The sequence below is a fragment of the Burkholderia perseverans genome (assembly GCF_022870505.1).
Classification (GTDB): domain Bacteria; phylum Pseudomonadota; class Gammaproteobacteria; order Burkholderiales; family Burkholderiaceae; genus Burkholderia; species Burkholderia plantarii.
This window is the reverse complement of sequence record NZ_CP045094.1, coordinates 1,323,894-1,346,549: the sequence shown is the minus strand read 5'-3', so window position 1 is coordinate 1,346,549 and position 22,656 is coordinate 1,323,894. Positions and strand designations below refer to the sequence as shown.

The 22,656-nt window shown below is 71.6% G+C and carries 18 protein-coding genes; 14 read left to right on the top strand and 4 right to left on the bottom strand.

The genetic code is table 11. The features are described 5' to 3' along the window. Window positions 1–280: 280 nt before the first annotated feature. The 3 genes from BpN12_RS20625 (at window position 281) to BpN12_RS20615 (ending at window position 3,197) form a co-directional block, all read left to right on the top strand. Entirely contained in the window at window positions 281–727 is a 447-nt protein-coding gene (locus BpN12_RS20625; RefSeq protein ID WP_246797309.1) for a CHRD domain-containing protein, read from the top strand. Window positions 728–1,035: 308 nt separating this feature from the next. Further along, window positions 1,036–1,641, top strand: coding sequence for a cytochrome b (locus BpN12_RS20620; protein WP_246797308.1), 606 nt, complete (start codon window positions 1,036–1,038; stop codon window positions 1,639–1,641). Between the two features lie 35 nt (window positions 1,642–1,676). After that, window positions 1,677–3,197 (top strand): glycosyltransferase family 2 protein, encoded by a 1,521-nt coding sequence (locus BpN12_RS20615; protein WP_246797307.1) that lies wholly within the window; start codon window positions 1,677–1,679, stop codon window positions 3,195–3,197. 84 nt (window positions 3,198–3,281) lie between these two features. On the opposite strand, the gene BpN12_RS20610 is transcribed toward BpN12_RS20615, so the two are convergent. Continuing rightward, window positions 3,282–4,028, bottom strand: coding sequence for a CDP-diacylglycerol diphosphatase (locus tag BpN12_RS20610; protein ID WP_246797306.1), 747 nt, complete (start codon window positions 4,026–4,028; stop codon window positions 3,282–3,284). 169 nt (window positions 4,029–4,197) lie between these two features. Then, the gene (cfa, locus tag BpN12_RS20605) at window positions 4,198–5,394 is read right to left on the bottom strand and encodes a cyclopropane fatty acyl phospholipid synthase (RefSeq protein ID WP_246797305.1); all 1,197 of its coding nucleotides are present in this window, start codon (window positions 5,392–5,394) and stop codon (window positions 4,198–4,200) included. Window positions 5,395–5,893: 499 nt separating this feature from the next. Here cfa and BpN12_RS20600 point away from each other — a divergent pair, with 499 nt between their 5' ends. The 8 genes from BpN12_RS20600 (at window position 5,894) to BpN12_RS20565 (ending at window position 17,485) form a co-directional block, all read left to right on the top strand. Further along, entirely contained in the window at window positions 5,894–9,124 is a 3,231-nt protein-coding gene (locus BpN12_RS20600; RefSeq protein ID WP_246797304.1) for an efflux RND transporter permease subunit, read from the top strand. Further along, complete coding sequence (locus BpN12_RS20595) at window positions 9,114–10,328, top strand: efflux RND transporter periplasmic adaptor subunit (RefSeq protein ID WP_246797303.1); 1,215 nt, start codon at window positions 9,114–9,116, stop codon at window positions 10,326–10,328. The genes BpN12_RS20600 and BpN12_RS20595 overlap by 11 nt, the downstream gene beginning before the upstream one ends. Next, window positions 10,325–11,827 carry an efflux transporter outer membrane subunit gene (locus tag BpN12_RS20590; RefSeq protein ID WP_246797302.1) on the top strand — a complete coding sequence of 501 codons (1,503 nt, stop codon included), beginning with the start codon at window positions 10,325–10,327 and terminating at the stop codon, window positions 11,825–11,827. Before BpN12_RS20595 ends, BpN12_RS20590 begins: the two co-directional genes overlap by 4 nt. 443 nt (window positions 11,828–12,270) lie before the next feature. Further along, window positions 12,271–12,846 carry a hypothetical protein gene (locus BpN12_RS20585; RefSeq protein WP_246797301.1) on the top strand — a complete coding sequence of 192 codons (576 nt, stop codon included), beginning with the start codon at window positions 12,271–12,273 and terminating at the stop codon, window positions 12,844–12,846. A 221-nt stretch (window positions 12,847–13,067) separates the two neighbouring features. Then, the gene (locus tag BpN12_RS20580; RefSeq protein ID WP_246797300.1) at window positions 13,068–14,459 is read left to right on the top strand and encodes an MFS transporter; all 1,392 of its coding nucleotides are present in this window, start codon (window positions 13,068–13,070) and stop codon (window positions 14,457–14,459) included. A gap of 40 nt (window positions 14,460–14,499) precedes the next feature. Further along, window positions 14,500–15,483 carry a LysR family transcriptional regulator gene (locus tag BpN12_RS20575; protein ID WP_246797299.1) on the top strand — a complete coding sequence of 328 codons (984 nt, stop codon included), beginning with the start codon at window positions 14,500–14,502 and terminating at the stop codon, window positions 15,481–15,483. After that, window positions 15,476–16,897 carry an aspartate ammonia-lyase gene (locus BpN12_RS20570; protein WP_246797298.1) on the top strand — a complete coding sequence of 474 codons (1,422 nt, stop codon included), beginning with the start codon at window positions 15,476–15,478 and terminating at the stop codon, window positions 16,895–16,897. Before BpN12_RS20575 ends, BpN12_RS20570 begins: the two co-directional genes overlap by 8 nt. Before the next feature lie 84 nt (window positions 16,898–16,981). Beyond that, entirely contained in the window at window positions 16,982–17,485 is a 504-nt protein-coding gene (locus BpN12_RS20565) for a prolyl-tRNA synthetase associated domain-containing protein (protein ID WP_246797297.1), read from the top strand. Window positions 17,486–17,551: 66 nt separating this feature from the next. Here BpN12_RS20565 and BpN12_RS20560 read toward each other — a convergent pair whose 3' ends face one another. Further along, complete coding sequence (locus tag BpN12_RS20560; protein WP_246797296.1) at window positions 17,552–19,051, bottom strand: MFS transporter; 1,500 nt, start codon at window positions 19,049–19,051, stop codon at window positions 17,552–17,554. Window positions 19,052–19,319: 268 nt separating this feature from the next. Between BpN12_RS20560 and BpN12_RS20555 the strand changes: the two genes are divergently transcribed. The 3 genes from BpN12_RS20555 to BpN12_RS20545 all read left to right on the top strand — a co-directional run bounded on the left by BpN12_RS20555 (window position 19,320) and on the right by BpN12_RS20545 (window position 21,869). Then, the gene (locus BpN12_RS20555) at window positions 19,320–20,222 is read left to right on the top strand and encodes a DMT family transporter (RefSeq protein ID WP_246797295.1); all 903 of its coding nucleotides are present in this window, start codon (window positions 19,320–19,322) and stop codon (window positions 20,220–20,222) included. Between the two features lie 152 nt (window positions 20,223–20,374). After that, window positions 20,375–21,088: a TetR/AcrR family transcriptional regulator gene (locus tag BpN12_RS20550; RefSeq protein ID WP_246797294.1), complete on the top strand. Its 714-nt coding sequence runs from the start codon at window positions 20,375–20,377 to the stop codon at window positions 21,086–21,088. Window positions 21,089–21,284: 196 nt separating this feature from the next. Continuing rightward, window positions 21,285–21,869 (top strand): DUF7002 family protein, encoded by a 585-nt coding sequence (locus tag BpN12_RS20545; protein ID WP_246797293.1) that lies wholly within the window; start codon window positions 21,285–21,287, stop codon window positions 21,867–21,869. 45 nt (window positions 21,870–21,914) lie between these two features. On the opposite strand, the gene BpN12_RS20540 is transcribed toward BpN12_RS20545, so the two are convergent. Beyond that, window positions 21,915–22,619 carry a hypothetical protein gene (locus tag BpN12_RS20540; protein ID WP_246797292.1) on the bottom strand — a complete coding sequence of 235 codons (705 nt, stop codon included), beginning with the start codon at window positions 22,617–22,619 and terminating at the stop codon, window positions 21,915–21,917. Between the last annotated feature and the right edge of the window lie 37 nt (window positions 22,620–22,656).

Here is a 22,656-nt window from a genome sequence, read left to right as displayed (position 1 = left end):
TTGCGTCGATATTGCGCCGATGTCGTGCCGGCATCACGGCACGCCCCGCGTCGCCTCACAAGCCACTGCACCGGCCGTGCCCCACGATCCGCAGGCACCTGCCGCCCGCCTTACGATCCTTGCGCCCGCCTCGCCCGAACGCCTTGCCCCACGGGCCTCGCGCACGGAAAATCCGGCGCCGTGATGGAATAAACCGCGTGCCGCGAGCGTTATGCAAGTGAGCGGACGACGATCGCCGGCCGCCGCCCTCCTTCAACGCAACCGACCCACCGACCACGCCATGAAACTGATTCCGCATCGCGCCCTGCTGCTCGCCACGCTGGCCCTCGGCCTCGGCTCGTCGCTCGCCGCCCGTGCCGACACGCTCGCCGTCCACGCCGACCTGACGGCCGCCGCCGAAGTCCCGCCCAAGCAGAGCGACGGCCACGGCCAGCTGACGGGTTCGTATGACACGGGCTCGAAGCAGCTGAGCTGGCACGTCGTCTACGCGGGGCTGACCGGCCCGGCGACGATGGCGCACTTCCACGGCCCGGCGCCCGTCGGCAAGAACGCCGGCGTCGTGATCCCGATCGACATGAAGGACCTGCCGAGCCCGATCGACGGTCACGCCACGCTGAGCGCGGCGCAGGAAGCCGACCTGCTGGCCGGCCGTTGGTACTTCAACGTCCACACGGCGAAGAACCCGGGCGGCGAGATCCGCGGCCAGGTCGCCGCCGACCACCAGTAAGACGGCCATGGCGACCTGTCCGAATCGTCGGCCCGGCCCGGTCGCCACGGCACGCACGGCGCGGCGCTTTCTGCGCGGTGCGGGCCAACCGGCGCATCATGTATGCCGCTGGCCGCATCCGCCGCGCCTGCCGCTCGCGGCGCGCGGCGCCCCGGGGCGCCCGCCGGGGTGCATCCAGCGCTGTCCCCGTTTCCGGGCGCCGGGCTGACGCATCCGGCGCCATACCGATTGAACGCATTGCCCCGTTGCCCCGAACCCCGACCGACCATCGACCGACGACGCACCATCACGACCCGAAGAAGATCGACATGAATTCACGCGCCCAGTCCCCCGCCACCCCGACCGACGCCACGGCCCGCCCCGTCGTGCGCTACACGCGAACCGCCATGGTGCTGCACTGGCTGATCGCGCTCGGCATCCTCTGCAACGTGGCGATCGTGCTGTCCGCCGATTCGATGCCGGACGGCTGGGTGCGCCCGGCGATCGACATCCACAAGTCGATCGGCATCACCGTGCTGGGCCTCGCGATCCTGCGCCTGCTGTGGCGCGCGACGCACCGCCCGCCGGCGCTGCCGGGCTGGTTCCGCCGCTGGGAGCTGCGCGCCGCGCACGTCGCCCACATCCTGCTCTACGTGCTGATGTTCGCGATGCCGATCACGGGCTGGCTGCACGACTCGGCCTGGAAGGACGCGGCCACGCATCCGATGTCGCTCTACTACCTGGTGCCCTGGTTCCGCCTCGGCTTCATCACGAGCCTGCCGCCGGACCTGAAGGAACACCTGCACACGCTGTTCGGCGAATTCCACACCTGGGGCGCCTACGCGCTCTACGCGGTGCTGGCGATGCACATCCTCGGCGCGCTCAAGCACGAGCTGTTCGACCGCGAATCGGTCCTGCGCCGCATGCTGCCGTGAGCGCGACCTCGTCCACCCCGAACCGGGAGCCTCGCATGGGCCATCCGCGCCACCTGCCGCGCCGCCTCGCCGCGAGCGGCGCCAATGCCGTCACGGCCGCCGCGCGCGAGGCGCTCGACCTGGCCCGCACGCGCCTGTCGCCGCGCCTCACGCCGCGCGCGACGCCGCTCGCGAGCCGGCTGATCCACGGCGGCGCGCTGCTGCTGTGGATCGCGCTGTTCACGCGCGCGCTGGCGCCGGGCCTCGTGTCGTGGTCGGTGGGCATCGCCTACGTGATCTACGACACGCTGCTGCTCACGTTCGTGGCGATCAAGATCCTGCCGCTCGCCGGGCCGCTCGCGCGCGTCCACGCGCCGGCCGCCCCGGCGCCCGGCGCGCGCCGGCCGTCGCTCGGCGTGGTGGTGGCCGCCTACAACGAGGCGAGCGTGATCAAGGTCACGCTCGACGGCCTGTTCGGGCAGACCGAGCCGCTGCAGCAGATCGTGTTCGCCGACGACGGCTCGACCGACGCCACCATCGAGGTGCTGACCACCCAGTACGGCCTCGTGCAGGCGCCCGACGGCGAGCTGAGCGCGCCCAGCACGCGCTACCCGAACCTGCGCTGGCTGCGCGTGCCGCACGGCGGCAAGGCGGCCGCGCTGAACGCCGCGCTGATCCACCTCGACACCGACGCGGTGCTGACCGTGGACGCCGACACGCGGCTCGCGCCCGACGCCTGCGCCGCGATGCGCCGCGCGTTCGCGGCCGAGCCGGCGCTGGTGGCCGCCACCGGGATCCTCACGCCGATCTGCGCGCGCGACCTGTCGGGCCGCTTCTTCCAGTGGTTCCAGACCTACGAGTACATCCGCAACTTCATCTCGCGCTTCGCCTGGATGCGCGCCGACAGCCTGCTGCTGATCTCGGGCGCGTTCGCCTGCTTCCGGCGCGACGCGCTGCTGAAGGTGGGCGGCTTCGACGGCGCCTGCCTGGTGGAAGACTACGAGCTGATCCACCGGCTGCGCCGCTACGCGGTGGAGAACGGCGAGACCTGGAACGTGCGCGTGATCGGCGACGCCCACGCGCGCACCGACGCGCCCGGCACGCTGCGCAGCTTCCTGCGCCAGCGCCGCCGCTGGTTCGCGGGCTTCCTGCAGACCCAGTACTGGAACCGCGACATGACCGGCAACCGCCGCTACGGCCAGCTCGGCCTGCTGATGCTGCCCGTCAAGGCGCTCGACACGCTGCAGCCGATCTACGGCCTCACCGCGATCGTGCTGCTGCTGCTGTTCCTCTGCGAGCACCGCTTCCACGTCGCGCTGTCGATCTCGGGCGTGATCGCGGCGAAGATCGTGATCGACTTCGCGTTCCATCTCTGGTCGATCCACCTGTACCGGCGCTGGACCGGCAGCCGCGAGCACTCGAGCCTCGCGATCGCGTTCGTGGCCTCGGTGCTCGAGCCGTTCAGCTTCCAGGTGCTGCGCCACGCGGGCGCCACGCTCGGCTGGTTCCACTTCCTGCGCGGCAACCAGCGCTGGGGCGCGCAGGAGCGCACCGGGCTGGTCGGTGACGGGCAGTAAGGTGATGACGACGGCGGCGCGCCGTCGTCGTCGTTGTCGTTGTCGTCGACGTCAGGAAACGCGGGCCGCCACGGCCCGCGCCGTTCACTGCGCGATGCGGCAGGCGTGGTCCTGGATCTCCTCGGCCGGCACGCCGCGCCAGAAGCCGCCCGTCGCCTCGAGCACGAGGAACGTGTCGGGCGCGAGATTGACGAGCGCGATGCCCGTATAGGCGAGCTGCCGCTGCCCGGCCGCCACGTGCTCGCCGACCAGCGCGAACAGGTTGGTCGCCGCCAGCTGCGCCGCGCTCAGCTTCCTCGCCTCGTAGCGCCGCCCCGCCAGCGGCTCGGGCAGCGTGAACCAGCCGTCGCCGAGCCACGCCGCGTCGAGCCGGCCCAGCGCCGCGCGCACGGCCGGCGCGAGGCACGAGATGTGGATGTGCAACTGGTTCTGCGAGCGCGCGTTCTCGGCGTTGACGGTCAGCGCCACGTCGGTGTCCGGCAGCGGCCGGCCGAGCCGCTCGCGCACCAGCGCGCGCGCCTGCCACGCGAACTGGAAATAGTCCGGCACGTCCGGCGCCTGCAGGCGCGCGTCCTCGATGCCGGTGACGCGTGCGGTCGGCAGCAGCAGATACTGGTAGCGGTCGCCGTCGACCTTGTAGAGCGCGTAGCCGCGTTCGGGATCGACGCGCGCGCAGGGGCCGGGATCGTGGTCGGCGAGATAGCGCGGCAGGCACTGCTGGCTCAGCCGGTTCCAGAGGAAGTCGGGATCGGCCGCGCGCGCGCGAGGGCTCGGCAGCAACAGCAGGCAGGCCAGGATGGCGCCGCCGGGAATGGCGAAGGATCGGAGCATCGGAGCAGGCCCGGCAGGGAACGGAACGGCGCGCCCGGCGGCCCGGGCGGCGCAGCCGTGATTGTCCACGCGCCGCCGTGGCGCCACAAGCCGGCCGCGCGAACCGCGTGTCGTTCATGCGATCGCGCGGCGTCCATGCCGGCCCGCCCGCACCCTCGGCGCCCGCTCCTCAGCGCCCGAGGCCGCCGCCCAGCCGCACCGAGCGATAGGTTTCCGAGCGCTCGGGATGGGTCAGCACGAGCTGCCAGAGCTGCCCCTGCCGCGAACGGAAGAAGCCCGCGCAGCAGAGCAGATAGTATTTCCACATGCGATAGAACCGCTGGCCGTAGCGCGCCTGCAGCGCCGGCCACGCGGCCTCGAAGCGGTCCCACCAGGCCATCAGCGTGCGGTCGTAGTCGGGGCCGAAGTTGTGCCAGTCCTCGATGATGAAGCGCCCGTCCACGGCCTCGACGATCTGCCGCGCCGACGGCAGCTTGCCGTTCGGGAACACGTAGCGGTCGATCCACGGATCGGTGCCGGCCGCCTCGGCGGCGATCCCGATCGAGTGCAGCACGAACACGCCCTCTGGCGCGAGCAGGCGCCGCGCGGTCTCGAAGTAGGTCGCGTAGTTCTTCGGCCCGACGTGCTCGAACATGCCCACCGAGACGATCTTGTCGAAACGGCCCTGCAGCTCGCGGTAGTCGCGCAGCAGCAGCGTGACGGGCAGCCCGCGGCAGCGTTCCTGCGCGAGCGCGAGCTGCTCCCGCGAGACGGTCACGCCGGTCACCTTCACGCCGTAGCGCTCGGCCGCGAACTTCGCGAGCCCGCCCCAGCCGCAGCCGATGTCGAGCAGCGTCTCGCCGGGCCGCAGCCGCAGCTTGCGGCACAGCATGTCGAGCTTGTCGATCTGCGCCTGTTCGAGATCGGTGGCGTGTTCCCAGTAGCCGCACGAATAGATCATGCGCGTATCGAGCATCGCCTCGAACACGTCGTTGCCGGCGTCGTAGTGCTGCTCGCCCACCTGGAACGCGCGGTCCTCCGATTGCAGGTTGAACAGGCGGTGGCGCAGATGCCCGGCGGCGAGCCGCAGCTTCGCCAGCCCCATCGCGGCACCGTCGAGGTCGGCGCGCAGCAGCTTCGCGAACAGCACGTCGAGCCGGTCGCAATCCCACTGCCCGTCCAGGTAGGCCTCGCCGAGCCCGAGCGACCAGCTCGCGAACACGCGCCGGTAGACCTGCGCGTCGTGGACCTGGATGTCCCAGGCGCGCGGGCCGTCGATCGTCACGTCGGCCTGCCGCAGCAGCTCGCTCAGGACCGCGGGCGCGGCGCCGGCACGGGCCGGCCGGGTGCCGTCGGGCCGGCCGGGGAAACGGGATTCGGGTGTCATGCCGGCTGTTGCTCCAGGTCGCGTGGTGGTTCGCCGCCAGTGGTTCGCGGTCTCGTGTGGACTCGCACTATCGCCGTTCGCGCCCCGACTGTGAAATTTAATAAACGAATGGGGCCGATAGCATCGGCTTGGGGGCGGACGGGCCGGTCGTGCTCCACCGCCGCCACGGCGGTTGATATCGTGCTGCCGTGCAGCACCGAACGTCCGGTGGAATCGCGCCGATCGTGCCGAAAAATCGCATCGTCGCGACAGCCCCCGTGTACGATTCGCGCGGCCTGGCGCCGGCCCCGTGCCGGCCTGTCCCGCACCGCCGGCGCGGCTTGGCCCCGCCCGGCAACGAGCGCTCCGGCGCCTCTGGCTGACGCGAATCTGGCAGCTTTGCCAGCAAGCGGAGAACGGAGTGGCGATGCGCAAAATGAACCGGTAGTATCCCGGCGTTGTGCCGGGCCGCGGCGCCCGAAATCGCGGACTTTCCCTCCATCGTTTCTCCAGGAAGACCATGCTCGGCCTAGTACGCACTGCCTTGCGAAGACCGTACACGTTCGTCGTACTCGCAATCCTGATTCTCATCATCGGGCCGCTGGCGGCGCTGCGCACGCCCACCGACATCTTCCCGAACATCCGGATTCCCGTGATCGCGGTGATCTGGCAATACACGGGCCTGTCGCCGGACCAGATGGTGGGCCGCATCTCGTCGCCGTTCGAGCGCGTGCTGACCACCACCGTCAACGACATCGAGCATACCGAGGCGCAGTCGATCTCCGGCTTCGGCATCGTCAAGATCTTCTTCCAGCCCGGCGTGGACATCAACACGGCCAACGCGCAGGTCACGGCCGTCGCGCAGACGCTGCTGCGCCAGCTGCCGCCCGGCACCACGCCGCCGCTGATCCTGAACTACAGCGCCTCGACGGTGCCGATCATCCAGCTCGCGCTGTCGGGCAAGGGCCTGTCCGAACAGAACCTGGCCGACCTCGGCACCAACATCATCCGGCCGTCGCTGGTGTCGGTGCCGGGCGCGGCGATCCCCTACCCGTTCGGCGGCAAGTCGCGCCAGGTGCAGCTCGACGTCGATCCGGCCGCGCTGCAGGCGCGCGGGCTGTCGGCGCAGGACGTGGCCAACGCGCTGGCCGGCCAGAACCTGCTCACGCCGGTCGGCACGCAGAAGATCGGCAACTACGAATACACGCTGAACCTCAACGACGCGCCCGACGACATCCGCGATCTCGCCAACCTGCCGGTCAAGGCGGTGAACGGCACGACGATCTACATGCACGACATCGCGAACGTTCACGACGGCAGCGCCCCGCAGACCAACATCGTCCACGTCAACGGCAGCCGCTCGGTGCTGCTGACGGTGCTGAAGAACGGCGCGGCCTCGACGCTCGCGATCATCGCCGGCATCAAGGACCGGGTGGCCGCCGGCAAGGCCGGCTGGCCCGACGCGCTGCGCATCGACCCGATCGGCGACCAGTCGCTGTTCGTGACGGCCGCGATCAGCGGCGTGGCGCGCGAGGGCGTGATCGCCGCCGTGCTGACCAGCCTGATGATCCTGCTGTTCCTCGGCAGCTGGCGTTCCACGCTGATCATCGCCACCTCGATCCCGCTCGCGGTGCTCGGTTCGATCATCACGCTCTCGGCGCTCGGCGAGACGCTCAACATCATGACGCTGGGCGGCCTCGCGCTCGCGGTCGGGATCCTGGTGGACGACGCCACCGTGACGATCGAGAACATCAACTGGCACCTGGAACAGGGCAAGCAGGTGGAGGAGGCGATCCTCGACGGCGCCGCGCAGATCGTCACGCCGGCCTTCGTCTCGCTGCTCTGCATCTGCATCGTGTTCGTGCCGATGTTCTTCCTGAACGGCATCGCGCGCTTCCTGTTCGTGCCGATGGCCGAGGCGGTGATGTTCGCGATGATCTCGTCGTTCATCCTGTCGCGCACGCTGGTGCCGACCATGGCGAAGTACCTGCTCAAGCCGCACGCCCACGTGAACGGCGAGGGCCACGACGGCCATGGCGAGCCCGCCGCGAAGCCGGCCAGCCGCAACCCGCTGGTGCGCTTCCAGCGCGCCTTCGAGGCGCGCTTCGAAGCCGTGCGCGCACGCTACCGCGGCCTGCTGGAACTCGCGCTCGACCATCGCAAGCCGTTCGTCTCGGTGTTCTTCGGCTGCGTGCTGCTGTCGTTCGCGCTGGTGCCGCTGCTGGGCCAGAACTTCTTCCCGTCGGTGGACGCCGGCCAGATCGTGATGCACGTGCGCGCGCCGATCGGCACGCGCGTGGAGCGCACCGCCGAGATCCTCGCCGACGTGCAGCGCGCGGTGCGCCGCATCGTGCCGGCCGCCGAACTCGGCGCGATGGTCGACAACATGGGCCTGTCGGTCAGCGGCATCAACACCGCCTACAACAACACCGGCACCATCGGCTCGCAGGACGGCGACATCCAGATCACGCTCAACGAGGGCCACGCGCCGACCGCCGACTACGTGCGCAGGATGCGCGAGGTGCTGCCGCGCGAGTTCCCGGGCGTGACGTTCTCGTTCCCGCCCGCCGACATCATCAGCCAGATCCTGAACTTCGGCGCGCCCGCGCCGATCGACCTGCAGGTGCGCGGCAACAACCTGGCCGCGAACTTCGCCTACGCCGACACGCTGCTGCGCGAGATCCGCCGCGTGCCGGGCGTGGCGGACGCGCGGCTGCAGCAGTCGGCGCAGAACCCGGCGTTCTCGGTGGACGTCGACCGCACCCGCGCGCAGCTGCTCGGCATCACCGAGCGCGACGTCACCAACAGCCTGGTGGTGAACCTGGCCGGCTCCAGCCAGGTCGCGCCGACCTACTGGCTGAATCCGGCCAACGGCGTGTCCTACCCGATCGTGATGCAGACCCCGCAGTACAACCTCGATTCGCTCGCGGCGCTGCAGAACCTGCCGGTGTCGGCCACCGGCGTGAACGCGACCGGCAGCGGCGGCCAGATCCTCGGCGGGCTCGCCACCATCCGCCGCCAGAACATCCACTCGGTGATCAGCCAGTACAACATCCAGCCGATGGTGGAGATCTTCGCGACCACCCAGGACCGCGATCTCGGCGCGGTCTCGCGCGACATCAACCGGATCGTCGCCGCGCACGCCTCGACGCTGCCGCGCGGCGCCTCGGTGTCGCTGCTCGGCCAGGTGCAGACCATGAACAACGCGTTCGGCGGCATGCTGTTCGGCCTGCTCGGCGCGGTGGTGCTGATCTACCTGCTGATCGTGGTGAACTTCCAGTCGTGGTCCGATCCGTTCGTGATCGTCACCGCGCTGCCGGCCGCGCTGGCCGGCATCGTCTGGATGCTGTTCGCGACCCACACCACCATGTCGGTGCCCGCGCTGACCGGCGCGATCATGTGCATGGGGGTGGCCACCGCGAACTCGATCCTGGTGGTCAGCTTCTGCCGCGAGTCGCTCGCGCAGCACGGCGACGTGATGCGCGCCGCGCTCGAAGGCGGCTTCACGCGGTTCCGCCCGGTGCTGATGACGGCGCTGTCGATGATCATCGGCATGGCGCCGATGGCGCTCGGCCTCGGCGAGGGCGGCGAGCAGAACGCCCCGCTCGGACGCGCCGTGATCGGCGGCCTGATCTTCGCGACCACCGCCACGCTGTTCCTGGTGCCCGCCGTGTTCTGCATGATTCATTCGCGCCCGCGCCGGGCGCCCTCCTCCGACCTCACTCAGCAAGGATCTGGTCATGTCGTCTGAAGTCACCCGTGCGCACTCCGCCTCCCGACGCCGGCTGCGGCTCGCCGGCCTGACGGGCATCGTGATCGCCGTGGCGATCGTGGCGGCCGGCATCGCCGTGCGCGCCCACGACACCTCGAGCGTTCGCGCCTGGACCGATTCGAACTCGATCCCGACCGTGTCCGTGATCACCGCCACGCGCGCCGGTGCCGGCCCCGCACTGAACCTGCCGGGCCGGCTCGAAGCCTGGTCGAGCGCGCCGATCCTCGCGCGCGTGAGCGGCTACCTGAAGTCGTGGCAGTACGACATCGGCGCGCGCGTGAAGGCCGGCCAGGAACTCGGCGTGATCGAGACGCCCGAGATCGACCAGCAGCTGCTGCAGGCGCGCGCCGACCTCGAAAGCGCACGCACCAACGCCAAGCTCGCCGAGATCACCGCGCAGCGCTGGCAGTCGCTGCAGAACTCCGACGCCGTGTCGAAGCAGGACGTCGACCAGCGCACCAGCGACTACGCGGCCCGCCGCGCCGCGGTGGATGCGGCGCAGGCCAACGTCAACCGGCTGGTCGCGCAGAAAGGCTTCGCGCGGCTGGTGGCGCCGTTCGACGGCGTGGTGACGGCGCGCCGGACCGACGTGGGCGCGCTCGTCAACGCGGGCGGCTCGAGCGGCGAGGAGCTGTTCACGGTGTCCGACGTGACGAAGCTGCGCGTCTACGTGCAGGTGCCGCAGAACTACGCGCCGAGCGTGCGCCCCGGCACCACCGCCTCGCTCACCGTGCCGGAATACCCGGGCCGCAAGTTCGAGGCGAAGGTGGTGGCGGCCTCGGGCGCCGTCAACCCGCAGTCGGGCACGACGCTGGTGCAGCTGGTGGTCGACAACGCGTCGGGCGCGCTGCTGCCCGGCGGCTTCGCGAACCTCGGCTTCGCGCTGCCGGCCTCGGCCGACACGCTGCGCGTGCCGGCCAGCGCGATCGTGTTCGACGCGAAGGGCACGCGCGTGCTGACGGTGAGCGCCGACGGCCACGTCCACTATCGTCCCGTGACGATCACGCGCGATCTCGGCGCGCAGGTCGAGATCGCGGGCGGCCCGAACGCCGGCGAGCGCGTGGTGGAAACGCCGCCCGACGGCCTCGCCGACGGCGACCCGGTGCGCGTGGCCGCCGCCGGCAAGGCCGCGCCGGCGGCCGCACCCGGTGCCGGGTCCGGCGCGCAGAAGGCCGCCTCATGAGCGCGCCGACCCTCCGCCGCGCGCTGTTCGCGAGCGCGCTCGCGCTGGCGCTGGCCGGCTGCTCGCTCGCGCCCGACTACCACGTGCCGCCGGTGCAGGCCGCCGCGGCCTATCACAGCGTCGGCCCGTGGGCGCCCGCCACGCCGTCAGACCGGATCGCGCGCGACGCCTGGTGGCAGGCCTACCGGGAGCCCGCGCTCGACGCGCTGGAGACGCGCCTCGTCGCCAACAACGCGGACCTGGCCGCCGCGCTCGCGCACTACGCGCAGGCCCGCGCGTTCGTCGCGCAGCAGAGCGCGGCCGAGTTGCCGCGCGTGTCGGCCAACGCCCAGCCGCTGCGCAACCGCCAGTCCGATACGCGGCCGCTGCGCGGCGCCGGCAGCCCGAACGACTACAACTCGGTCACGCTCGGCGGCGAGATCGATTACGAACTCGACCTGTGGGGCCGCGTGCGCGACACCGTGGCCGCGGCCAGGGACGAGGCGCAGGCGACCCAGGCCGATCTCGCCTCGGTGCAGTTGAGCCTGGAGGCGCAGCTCGCGCAGACCTACGTGCAGCTGCGCGGCCTGGACCGCCAGACCAGGCTGCTGCAGGACACCGTGGCCGCCTACCAGCGCGCGCTGCAGCTCACGCAGCGGCTGCACGACGCCGGCGCGGTGTCGGGGCTCGACGTCACGCGCGCCACCTCGCTGCTGGCCGACGCGAAATCGCAGCTCTCGCAGAACGTCGCGCAGCGCGCGCTCGACGAGCACGCGATCGCGGTGCTGGTGGGCGCGTCCGCGTCGGACTTCCAGGTCGCGCCGTCGGTGGCCGACATCACGCTGCCGCCGGTGCCGGTGGGCGTGCCGTCCGCGCTGCTGCAGCGGCGCCCCGACATCGCGGCGGCCGAGCGGCGCGTGGCCGAATCGAACGCGAAGATCGGCGTGGCGCGCGCGGCCTACTTCCCGCAGATCACGCTGAGCGCGCAGGGCGGCCTGCAGAGTTCGAACTACACGAACTTCTTCAGCGCGCCGAACTTCTTCTGGTCGGTCGGGCCGGCGCTCGCGCAGTACCTCTTCGACGGCGGGCTGCGCCGCGCCCAGTTGAACGCCGTGAAGGCCGCCACCGACGAGGCCGCCGCGCGCTATCGCGGCGTCGCGCTCGCGGCGTTCCAGCAGGTCGAGGACAACCTCACGCTGCTGCGCGACCTCGGCACCGCGCTCGACCAGGAACGCGAATCGGCCGACGCCGCGCAGCGCGCCGAGAACCTCGCGCTGACGCGCTACCAGCGCGGCATCTCGAGCTACCTCGACGTGGTGCAGGCGCAGACCACGGCGCTCGCCACGCAGCGCAGCGCGCTCGACATCCAGACCCGCCAGCTGGTCGCGAACGTGCAGCTGGTGCGCGCGCTCGGCGGCGGCTGGTCGAACGACGACCTCGATGGCGTGACGAAGGCGGCGAAGGCGGAGGCGGCTTCACGGCCGGCCTCCCCGCCGGGCGAGCCGACGCCCGCCGGCTGAGCCGGATCCCGGCAATCCCGAGCCGGCACGAACGGCCCGCGGCGCGACAGCGCCGTGGGCCGTTTGCCATGCGCAGCGCGATGCGCACCGGCATGACGCAGCGCCGCCCTCGCCGGCGGCGCGCATCGCCTCTCGCCTCTCGGTCCCACTCCATCCCGGCATGCCTCAGCCACGATCGCGGCGGCCGAGGCCGGGATGACCACCCGGTTCGCGCGCCGGCCTGCGCGGCGCGATCGATTCAATCCCATGCATTGAAGTCGAGAACAAAAAGAAGTTCGCCATCGAGACGAAAACTTCGCATCCGGGGAATACCCCGATTTTCATCAGCGACGACACTGACCGCGAAGTCCCGCGCGGCCCGCCGGTGGCCGCCGGGCTTCGGCAACCGGCAACGCATCGGGCCGCTCGCCGGCCCGGTGGCATTTCATGAATCGAGGTATTCCATGTCGAGCAATATTCGCAACAACGCCCCCGTCGGCCAGTCCTACGCGTCGTACCCGCAGCAATCCGACCCGCAGGGCGCGTATCCGGCCGGGACCACCCACGGCGCGTCCGCCCAGCCGCAAGGCGCCGCAACCCTGCAGAACCTCGCACGGCGCCAGCCGCGCGCGGACGGCTCGCGCATCCGCACCGCGCCGGCCGTCATGCAACCCAACGTGTCGGCACTGTTCCGGCAGCCGCGCAGCGTCGGCGAGGCGCATCAGTTGATCGGGCAGCTCGGCGAGGCCGCGCATCACGGCCATATTTCCGAGCAGCAATACCGGACCCAGGCGGATTCGCTGATGCACACCGTCAACAGCTGGCGCATGGCGCAGCCGCAGAACCCGCAGCTCCAGCAGTCGTCGTTCGGCTTCATCATGGCGCGCGCGGAAATGGACGTGAGCTTCGGCGAGCCGGCCCACCTCGTCGCCCATCGCTACGGCCTGACCGATCCGGGTTCGCTTCAGCGCCTGCAGGTGGCCGCACATGCGGCCGCCCAACAAACCGAGGATCCGAGCCCGTTCGCGTTCAATATCTGATGTCACGCGCCGCGCGATGCCACCCCGGTGCCGTCGCGCGGCCGGCTTCGTGGTCCGGGGAAAACACCACGCGGCGCCGGTTTCAGCCGATCCGCACCCCATCATCAGAATTCCTGATAGTGTCTTCCGGCATGCTGTTTTCCTGATGCCGGCTCCCTACACTGGCTGCCACGGACGCACCTCAGCGCCCGACCGACAACCGGCGAGACAGGAGACGACAAGTGGGCAACCAGACCATGATGGAGGACGTGCCGCTGCGCGCATTTCATCTGCGCGTGGCATTGAGCGGCACGGGCGGGCAGTTCAGCGACGGCTTCGTGCTCGGCATCATCGGCATCGCCGTGAGCATGGCCGCGGGCACGCTGCACCTGAACGCGGTATGGATGGGCGCGCTCGGCGCGGCCTCGCTCGCGGGCCTGTTCCTCGGCAGCCTGCTGGCCGGCCCGATCGCGGACCGCCACGGCCGGCGCGCCATCTTCGCGTTCGACATGCTGCTGTTCGCGGCAATCTCGGCGGCCCAGTACTTCGTGACCTCGCCCGCCCAGCTGCTGGCGCTGCGCGTGCTGCTCGGGCTGATCCTCGGCGCCGACTACGTGGTCAGCAAGTCGCTCGTCACCGAGTTCTCGCCGCGCCGCCATCGCGGCCGCCTGCTGAGCGTGCTCGCGGCGGCCTGGGCGGCCGGCTACGTCGGCGCCTACCTGGCCGGCTTCGCGCTGCGCGGGATCGGCCCCGACGCGTGGCGCATCATGCTGGCCGCGAGCGGCCTGCCCGCGCTGCTGATCCTGCCGTTCCGGCTCGGCGTGCCCGAATCGCCGATGTGGCTGATGAAGCGCGGCCGCGAACGCGAGGCGCTGGCCATCATCCGCGAACGGCTCGGCGCCGCGGTCACGCTGCCCGCGCCGGCGGCGCCCGGCCAGCCGCCGGCATCGCGCCGCGGCGCGTGGGCGGCGCTGTTCTCGCCACGCTGGCGCCGCGCCACGCTGGTCGGCTGCGTGTTCTACACCTGCCAGGTGATCCCGTACTTCGCGCTCGGCACGTTCGCGCCGAAGGTGCTGCAGGCGCTGCACGTGAAGGACGGCTTCGTCGGCGGCCTCGTCTACAACGTGCTGCTGTTCGCCGGCGCGATCCTCGGGCTCGTGATCGTCGACCGCGTCTCGCGCCGCGCGTTCCTGATCGGCAGCTTCCATCTGGCCGCGCTCGGCCTCGCCGTGCTCGCCTTCGCCGGCTTCGGCCCGCTCGGCACGATGCTCGCGTTCGGCGTGTTCGCCTGCATCCTCTCGGCCGCGGCCAACCTCGAGTTCGTCTATCCGCCCGAGCTGTTCCCCACCCACCTGCGTGCCTCGGGCGTCGGCCTCGCGGTCGCCTCCAGCCGCCTCGGTTCGGCCGTCAGCACCTTCCTGCTGCCGGTGGCCGTGCAGCAGGCGGGGATCCACGCGGCGCTCGGCGCCTGCATCGGCGTGCTGGTATTCGGCGGCGTATTCTGTCAGCTGCTCGCACCCGAGACGGGCGGCGCCGCGCTGGCCGATCCGCAGCCCGGTCCGGCGTCCGGCCCGCTGTCGGATTCACCGTCGGATTCACCGTCCGGCGCCGGCCGCTATTCCGACGCGCAGTGAGGCGCGCCGCGGCGCCCGCCCCCACCGAGGAGATCGAACCATGCCGTCCGGCAAACCCATCGACATGTACGCCGTGCAGGTGTTCGTGGCCGTCGCCGAGGAAGGCAGCATGTCGGCCGCGGCGGCGCGGCTCGGCATCTCGCAGTCGGGTGTCTCGCAGATGATCCGGCAGCTCGAGGACGCGCTCGGCGTGGTGCTCGTCAACCGCACCACGCGCCCGCTCGCGCTGACGCCGTTCGGCATCGCGCTGCGCAATCGCGGCGCCGTGCTGAGCGAGGAGATCGCGAACCTGAAGGCGCAGGTGGTGGAGGCCGGCCAGGGCATCAAGCCCGACCTGCGGATCGGCCTCGTCGATTCGTTCGCGGCCACCTGCGGCCCGGTGTTCACCAAGCGGCTGCTCGGCAAGGTCTCGCAGCTGTCGATCCGCACCGGCCTGAGCCCGCAGCAGGGCGAGGCGCTGCTGCGCCGCGACCTCGACCTGATCGTCACCAGCGACGCGCTGATCGACGCCAACGACGTGGTGCGCTACCGGCTGTTCAGCGAGCGCTACCTCGTGATCACGCCGCGCGAGCCGCGCCGGCCGGTGCGCAGCGTGGCCGACATCCGCGCGCTGGCCGACGCGCTGCCGATCGTGCGCTTCAACCGCGGCTCGCAGGTCGGCATGCAGATCGAGCGCTATCTGCGGCGCATCGAGGCGCGCGCGCCGACGCGGCTCGAACTCGACAACGCCGACGCGCTCACCTCGATGGTGGCCGAAGGCATCGGCTGGGCCGTGACCTCGCCGATGTGCCTGCTGCAGGGCGCCGCGCATGCCGCGCGCGTGACGGCCCACGTGGTGGACGGGCTCGGCCTCGAACGCTCGCTCTACCTCGTCGCGCGCCGCGACGAATACGGCGCCTTCTTCGACGACGCCTGCGAGACCGCGCGCGACGTGATCGACACCGCCTTCCTCCCGCGAGTGCGCGCACTCGGCCTGGGCATCGAATCCCTCATCGAGACCGGAAACAGGAATCCGCATGAATAAGCCAGCCACTCCCGCCACGCGCACCGAGCGCGACTACGTCGGCAGCGTCGAGATCCCGCACGACAAGCTCTACGGCGTGAACTCGGTGCGCGGCGTCGACAACCTCAGCGTCTCGCCGCTCGACATCGCCCATTACCGCGAATTCCGCGTGGCGTTCGCACAGTGCAAGTGGGCCGCCGCGCTCGCCAACCGCGACACCGGCACGCTCGGCGCCGAGGCCTGCGAGGCGATCGTGCGCGCCTGCCGCGAGATCGCCGACGGCCTGCACGGCGATTCGCTGATCGTCGACCTGATGGAAGGCTCGGGCGGCACCTCGACCAACATGAACTTCAACGAGGTGATCGCCAACCGCGCGCAGCAGCTGCTCGGCCATGCGCCCGGCAGCTACGACGTGATCCATCCGAACGATCACGTGAACCGCTCGCAATCGACCAACGACGTCTACCCGGCCGCGCTGAAGATCGCCACCCACGCGATGCTCGGGCCGCTCGTCGCCGGGCTCGACGCGCTGGGCGCCGCGCTGCGCGGCAAGGCCGCCGAGTTCGCCGACGTGCTGCACCTGGGCCGCACCTGCCTGCAGGACGCGCAGCCGATGCGGCTCGGCCAGCTGTTCGGCGGCTACGCGTCGCTGGTCGCGCGACTGGCCGCGGAACTGACGGCGGTGCGCGACAAGCTGCGCACGCTGCCGCTCGGCGGCACCGCGATCGGCACCGGCTTCGGCGCGCCGGCCGGCTATCGCGCGGCCGTGTACCGGCACCTGTCGGAGATCGCCGGCGTGGCCTACGCCGCGCCGGCCGATTCGTTCGACGCGATGCAGAACCTCGACGTGTTCGCGCGCGTGTCGGGCGAGCTGCGCACCTGTGCGGCCGCGCTCGCGAAGCTGGCCTCGGACCTGACCATGCTGTCGTCGGGGCCGGTGGGCGGCCTCGGCGAACTGCGCCTGCCCGAGGCGCAGGCCGGCTCGTCGATCATGCCCGGCAAGGTCAACCCGGTGCTGCCGATGGCGATGATCCAGCTCAGCTTCGCCGTGATCGGCAACGACGTGGCGGTGGCCCAGGCAGTACAGTACGGCGAGCTCGAAATCAATCACTTCGAGCCGGTGGTGGCCTCGCGCGTGTTCGACAGCATCATGCTGCTGACCAACGGCGTGGACCGCTTCACGCGCAAGTGCGTGGCCGGCCTCGGTGCCGACGCGGCGCGCAACGAGCGGCACCTGATGGCGTCGATGGCGGTGGCCACGGCGCTGGTTCCCGAACTCGGCTATGCACGCGTCAGCCAGCTCGCGCGGCAGTCGGTGGCCGAAGGCCGGCCGCTCGCGACGATCCTCGACGAGTCGGGCTTGATGACGCGCGCCGACACCGTCGCGGCGATCGAGCGGGCCTCGCATCCGGTGTTCGACACGACAGGGCGCTGATACACGGTGCCCCGGCGGGCCGCCGCGTTGGCCACGACGCGATCAACGCGGTGGCCCGCCGAACCCAACCCAACGAAACGGAACATGATCGACAAGGACGAACTGCTCGCGCTGCTGCGCCGCCATGCCATCGACTTCGAAGCCGAGCAGCACGCGCCGGTCTACAACATGGCGGAATCGGACACGCTCGCGCTGACGCTGGCGGGCGCGCGCTGCAAGAACCTGCTGCTGCGCGACAAGCCCGGCAACACCTGGCTGGTGGTGACCACCTCGCACAAGTCGCTCGACCTCGCCGCCGCCGCGGACGTATTCGGCAGCAGGCGCCTGTCGTTCGCCTCGCCCGAGCGGCTCGATGCGCTGCTCGGCGTGAAGCCGGGCTCGCTGAGTCCGCTCGCGCTCGTCAACGACGGCGAGCGGCAGGTGCGGCTCGTGATCGACGCGGAGCTCGCCCATGAGCCGGTGTTCCTGTTCCATCCGCTCGACAGCGCCGCGACGCTCGCGCTGGCACGGCCGCAGCTCGACGCGTTCCTGCGGCTCACCGGCCACGAGCCGGCCTGGCTCACGCTCGCGGCGCGCGCGCCGGCCTGAGCGCGACGCGCCACCCTTGCCTCGCCGTGCGCGCCGCGCCATGAGGCAACCGCTCGCGCGCCCGCCTCAGGTCGGGCTTGCCTCGCGATAATCCTCGGCGTCGACGTCGTAGCCCGACGGCTCCCAACGCAGCAACAGCAGCGCCGTGAGCGAGGCGAGCGGCGCCAGCGCGATCAGCCAGAACACGCGCGTGCCGAGCGCGGCGGCCAGCACCGGGAACAGGAACAGCGACACCGTCGACAGGCCGCGCGAAACGGTCTGCGTGAAGCCCACGCCGACGCCGCGCAGCGAGGTCGGGTAGCTCAACGACGCATAGGTCATCGAGTGCGAGCCGGGGCCGAAGCCCTGCCCGAACAGGTAGGCGCCGAGCAGCAGCACCGCCGCCGCCACCAGCGCCGTGCCGCTCGGCCGGCCGATCAGCGCGAGCCCCAGCAGCGCCGCGAACTGCAGCGCGACGCCGGCCGTGGTCATCTTCCAGGCGCCGATGGTGGCCGCCGTGCGCACGCCGATCAGCCCGCCCACGAACGCGAACAGCAGGTTCAGCGCCAGCGCGGCGACGATCGTCGTGAGCGGCCCCTGCTTCAGGAAGCTCGCGAGGATCACCGGCAGCCCGTAGACGATCGCGTTGTAGCCGAACGACGACGCCCCGCCGATCACCAGCGCGAGGATCGTGCGCCGGCGGTAGCGCGCGCCGAACAGCGCCGCGTAGCTGCGCCACGAGGCGCGCGCGGGGCGCGCCGCGTCGGCATCCGCGGCCAGGTCGGCGCCCTCGGCCACCACCGCGTCGATGCCGTGCGAGCGCTTGAGGATGCGCGCCGCGCCGGCCAGGTCGCCCTGGTTCGCGGCCCACACCGGCGATTCGCTGATGTAGCGGCTGCGCACCGCGATGATCACGAGCGCCGGCACCGCGCCGAACGCGAGCACGATGCGCCACAGCCAGCCCAGCTGCGCGTCGGGCAGCAGCGCGTAGAGCGCGAGGATCAGCAGGTAGCAGGCGCTGGTGGCCGCGTACCAGGCCGGGCACCAGGCGGCGATGCTGGCCGCCTTGTTGCCGCGCCCCGAGACGCGCGAGAACTCGGCGAGGAACGCCATCGCCACCGGCAGGTCGAGCCCGACGCCGAGCCCCATCACGAAGCGCGCGATTGCCAGCACCCAGGCGTTCGGCGCGAGGCCGGCCGCGATCGCCGCCACCACGAAGAACACCATGTCGGCCATGAACACGCGATAGCGGCCGATCCGGTCGGTCAGGTAGCCGCCGACGAACGCGCCCACCAGCGCGCCGAACGTGATCGCCGACGATACCAGCCCGACCTGCACCGGGCTCAGCGCGAACTCGCGCGCGATGTCCTTGACGCCGTAGGCGAGCGAGGTCAGATCGTAGGCGTCGAGGAACACGCCGCCCAGCGCGATCGCGACCACCGCGCGTGCGTGGCCGCCCGCGGCGGCGCCGTCGTTGGCGAGCCGCGCGACGTCGCGCGCCGAGCGGATCACGAACGGCGCGGATGCGGGGCCGGCCGGGGCCGAGGAGGAAGAGGACGACGAGGAATCGAGGATGACGGTCGACATGAGGCGGGCCGCGGGTGCCGCGTAACGATGAGCAGGAATCGACTATATCGACGGCCCCCGCCGCGACAAATGCCGATTTCGTCGATCCATATCGCCATGGCTGCATAGCGGCGGCGGGCGCTGCCGGCAGCGCTCCGCTTGCGCGTTGGCGCGGCGGGATTGTCCGCGAAGCGCGGATTCTGAATCGCCGCGCGCCGCGCTTACCGCTCGCGCGGCCGGTCCCTAGAATGTCGCCATCGCAACGGCAGACCTTCCAGGGCAGCGCCTCATGACTCTCTCGACCTCGCTACCGGCCTCCGGCACCGCCTCGACGCGCGCGGCGGGCGCCGTCGCGTTCACCATCGTCTCGTGGGCCGCCGCGTTCCCGTTCATCCGCATCGGCCTGCACGCGCTCGCGCCGATGCAGCTCGCCGCCGCGCGCTTTGCGGTCGCCGCCGTGCTGGTGGCCGCGTGGCTCGTCCACCGCCGCCCGCGCCGGCCGTCGCGGGCCCATGCCGCGCTGTTCCTGCTGTCGGGCCTGCTCGGCATCGCCGCCTACAACGCGCTGCTGAACACGGCCGAACTGACCGTCGCGCCCGGCGCCGCCGCGTTCATCATGAGCACCTCGCCGATCCTCACCGCGATCCTCGCGCGGCTCTGCCTCGGCGAGCGGCTCAACCGCTGGGGCTGGCTCGGCTCGCTGTTCAGCTTCGCCGGCATCGGCCTGATCGCGAGCGGCCAGCCGGGAGGCATCGCGCCGGGCGGCGGCACCACGCTGATCCTGCTGGCGGCCGCGAGCTCCGCCGGCTACTTCGTGCTGCAGCGCCGCCTGCTGCCCGCCTACGGCCCGCTCGCCTGCACCGCCTACACGCTGCTGGCCGGCGCGCTGCTGCTCTCGCCGTGGCTGCCGGGCGCGCTGCGGGCGCTGGCCGCCCCGGCCGTGCCGTCCGGCGCCGTGCCGGCCGTGCTCGCGCTCGGCATCTTTCCCGCCGCGCTCGGCTACGCGACCTGGACCGTCGCGCTCGCGCATTTCGGCCCGGCGCGCGCCACCCACTTTCTGTATCTGGTGCCGGCGCTCGCCACCGCGCTGTCGGCCGTGCTGACCGGCGAGCACCCGGGCCTGGCCACCGCTGGCGGCGGCGCCATGACGATCGCCGGCGTCGCGTTCGTGGCCTGGCGCGGCCGGTCCTAGCCGCGCGGCGGGCCGCCCGCCTCCCTTCCACCGTGGACCTTACCGCCCCCCTTTTAGATAAATCACGTCAGCTAAAAACTGCTACCATGCGAGGATCTGTATGGATGCCGGGTGTGCTGCATGCCGCGCCCGATTCCGGAAGGGGAACCTCAATGAAGAAATCGAAAGTGGAAACGGCGGCCACGCGCCGGCGGATCGTCGAGATCGCCTCGCACGCGATCCGGGCCAAGGGCATCGACGGCACCGGCGTGGCCGAGGTCATGGCCGCGGCCGGCCTCACGCACGGCGCGTTCTATCGCCATTTCGAATCGAAGGAAGCGCTGGTGACCGAGGCGGCGGCGCTGAGCATGGACGGGTTCGTGGCGGCGGCGCAGGCCGCCGCCGAGGCCGGGCAGTTGCAGAAGCACATGGAGCGCTACCTGCTGCCCGAGTATCGCGACGGCGTGCTGGGCGGATGCCCGGTGATCCAGCTCGGCAGCGACCTGGCGCGCGCCGACACGCAGACGCGGCACGGCGTGGCACAGGGGCTGGAGCGGCTGATCGAACTCGGCACGCTGGAGAACGGCGACAGCCCCACCGCGCGCGAGGATGCGATCTTCGCGATCTTCGCGCTGCAGGGCGCGGTGGCGCTGTCGCGGCTCGTCGAGGACCGCAAGCTCGCCAAGGAGATTCTGGCGATCGCCCGGCGACGCGTGCTGCCGGAGCCGGCGGGCGGCAAGGACCGGAAAGCCGCGCGACCGGCGGCGGTACGGAAGACGGCCGCGAAAACCGCAGGCAAGCGCAACGAGGCGGTGACCGTCGAGCCGGCAGCCGAGCCGGCCACGAAGCCGGCCAGCCGGGTACGCCGGGCCGGGCCGGCCGCCTGAACCGGCGGCGCGTTTGCCGGTGAAACAGACGCGCCGTCGGGATCGCGATGAACGGAAGCTCGCTCATGCAGCGCCAAGTCGCGGCATCGCGCGAACCGTTCATCCGCGCCGGCTCGCGGCCGGCCGGCATCTTCCTGCGCGGCGACGACGCATCGTGCCGCGCCGGACCTTGCAGATATCCGCAGCGCTCCCTCCAATGCCACGAATCGAACATCTCTATCATCTCGCCGAAGCGTCCAACGTCGAGTCGATCCTGCGCCATGGCCTGCTCAGCACCGAGCGGCTGCTCGACCTGGTCGGCATGGCCGAAGCCGAACGCGCCGGTTTCCTGCGCCGCCATCGGCCGGACAACCAGCAACTGGCCGCGGGCGTGCTGGTGCGCGACCAGCGCCCGATGCCGCCCGCCGCGCTGGCCGGCGCACTCGACGACGGGCTCACGCCCGGCGACTGGTACGCGCGGCTGAACGGTTTCGTGTTCCTGTGGCCCGATCGCGAGCGCATGGAGCGGCAACGCCATGCCTGCGGGGGACGCCCGCAGGTGGTGCTCGGCTTCGATGCCGCGGCGCTGTTCGAAAGCTTCGGGCACGACGCGTTCGTCTCGCCGATCAACAGCGGCAACGCGCGTCGCAAGCCGGCCCGGCGCGGGCTTCACACGCTCGTCCCCTATGCCGGCTGGCTGCGCGACGGCTGGCCCGATCGTGCCCGCTCGCACCGGCCCGCGGAGGTGCTGTTCCGCGGCCCGATCCCGGCGGCGGCGCCCTATCTCGTCACGATGGATTGACGGGCCGCGGCTTTCGTCGGCATGGCGGCCGCGAAAGCCGGCCGTCTAGACCATTGACCAGGTGTGGTACGTGGGTCCGCGCCCCTGGGCGGACACACTGGTGCGCTCGGAGGCAGCCGCCCCGCCTCCCCCGTCTGCCTGCTGCGCGGCCTGATGGCGGTCCTTGAGGATCGCGGACGCCTTGGTCAGCACGGCCCCCGCCCCCCACGCCACCGAGGACGCCATGCCGTAGCCGGCCGAGCCGAGCGTGTCGCCGTCCGCCGATGCGCGGGCGGACCAATATGACAGATAGGCCGCTCCGGCGTTCGCCAGGCCGGCGCCGGCCTGCACCGCGGCGCTCCATCCGCTGTGCTGGTTGTTGCGATACCCGTTTGCGGCATCCAGCATGACGGCCCCGGCGCTGGCGCCCCACAGCACCGCCGAGCCGTAGGCGGTGTCGGCCTGCGCATCGCCCGACAGGCCGTCGGCCACCGCGTTGGACAGGCCGGCCGCCATGCCGGCGACATTGGCGACGCGCGCCAAACGGCTATATGGCACGTTGCCGGCCTCCGACATCCCCGCGCCGGCAGCCCAGCCGACGCCGCTGCCGCCCGCGACCAACGACGATGCGGTGGAGGACCGCCCCATGCCATGCACCATCGCGTAGGACGCCAGCGAGGTCGCCGCGGACAGGCCGTCGACAAGCGGCGCCCATCGACCAACGGCTTCGCGCCGGCTTGCCTCGCCGGCCGGCGCCGCGTTCGACAGCAAGGGTTCGTGAAGCGGCGAAATCGGCACCGCGACCGAC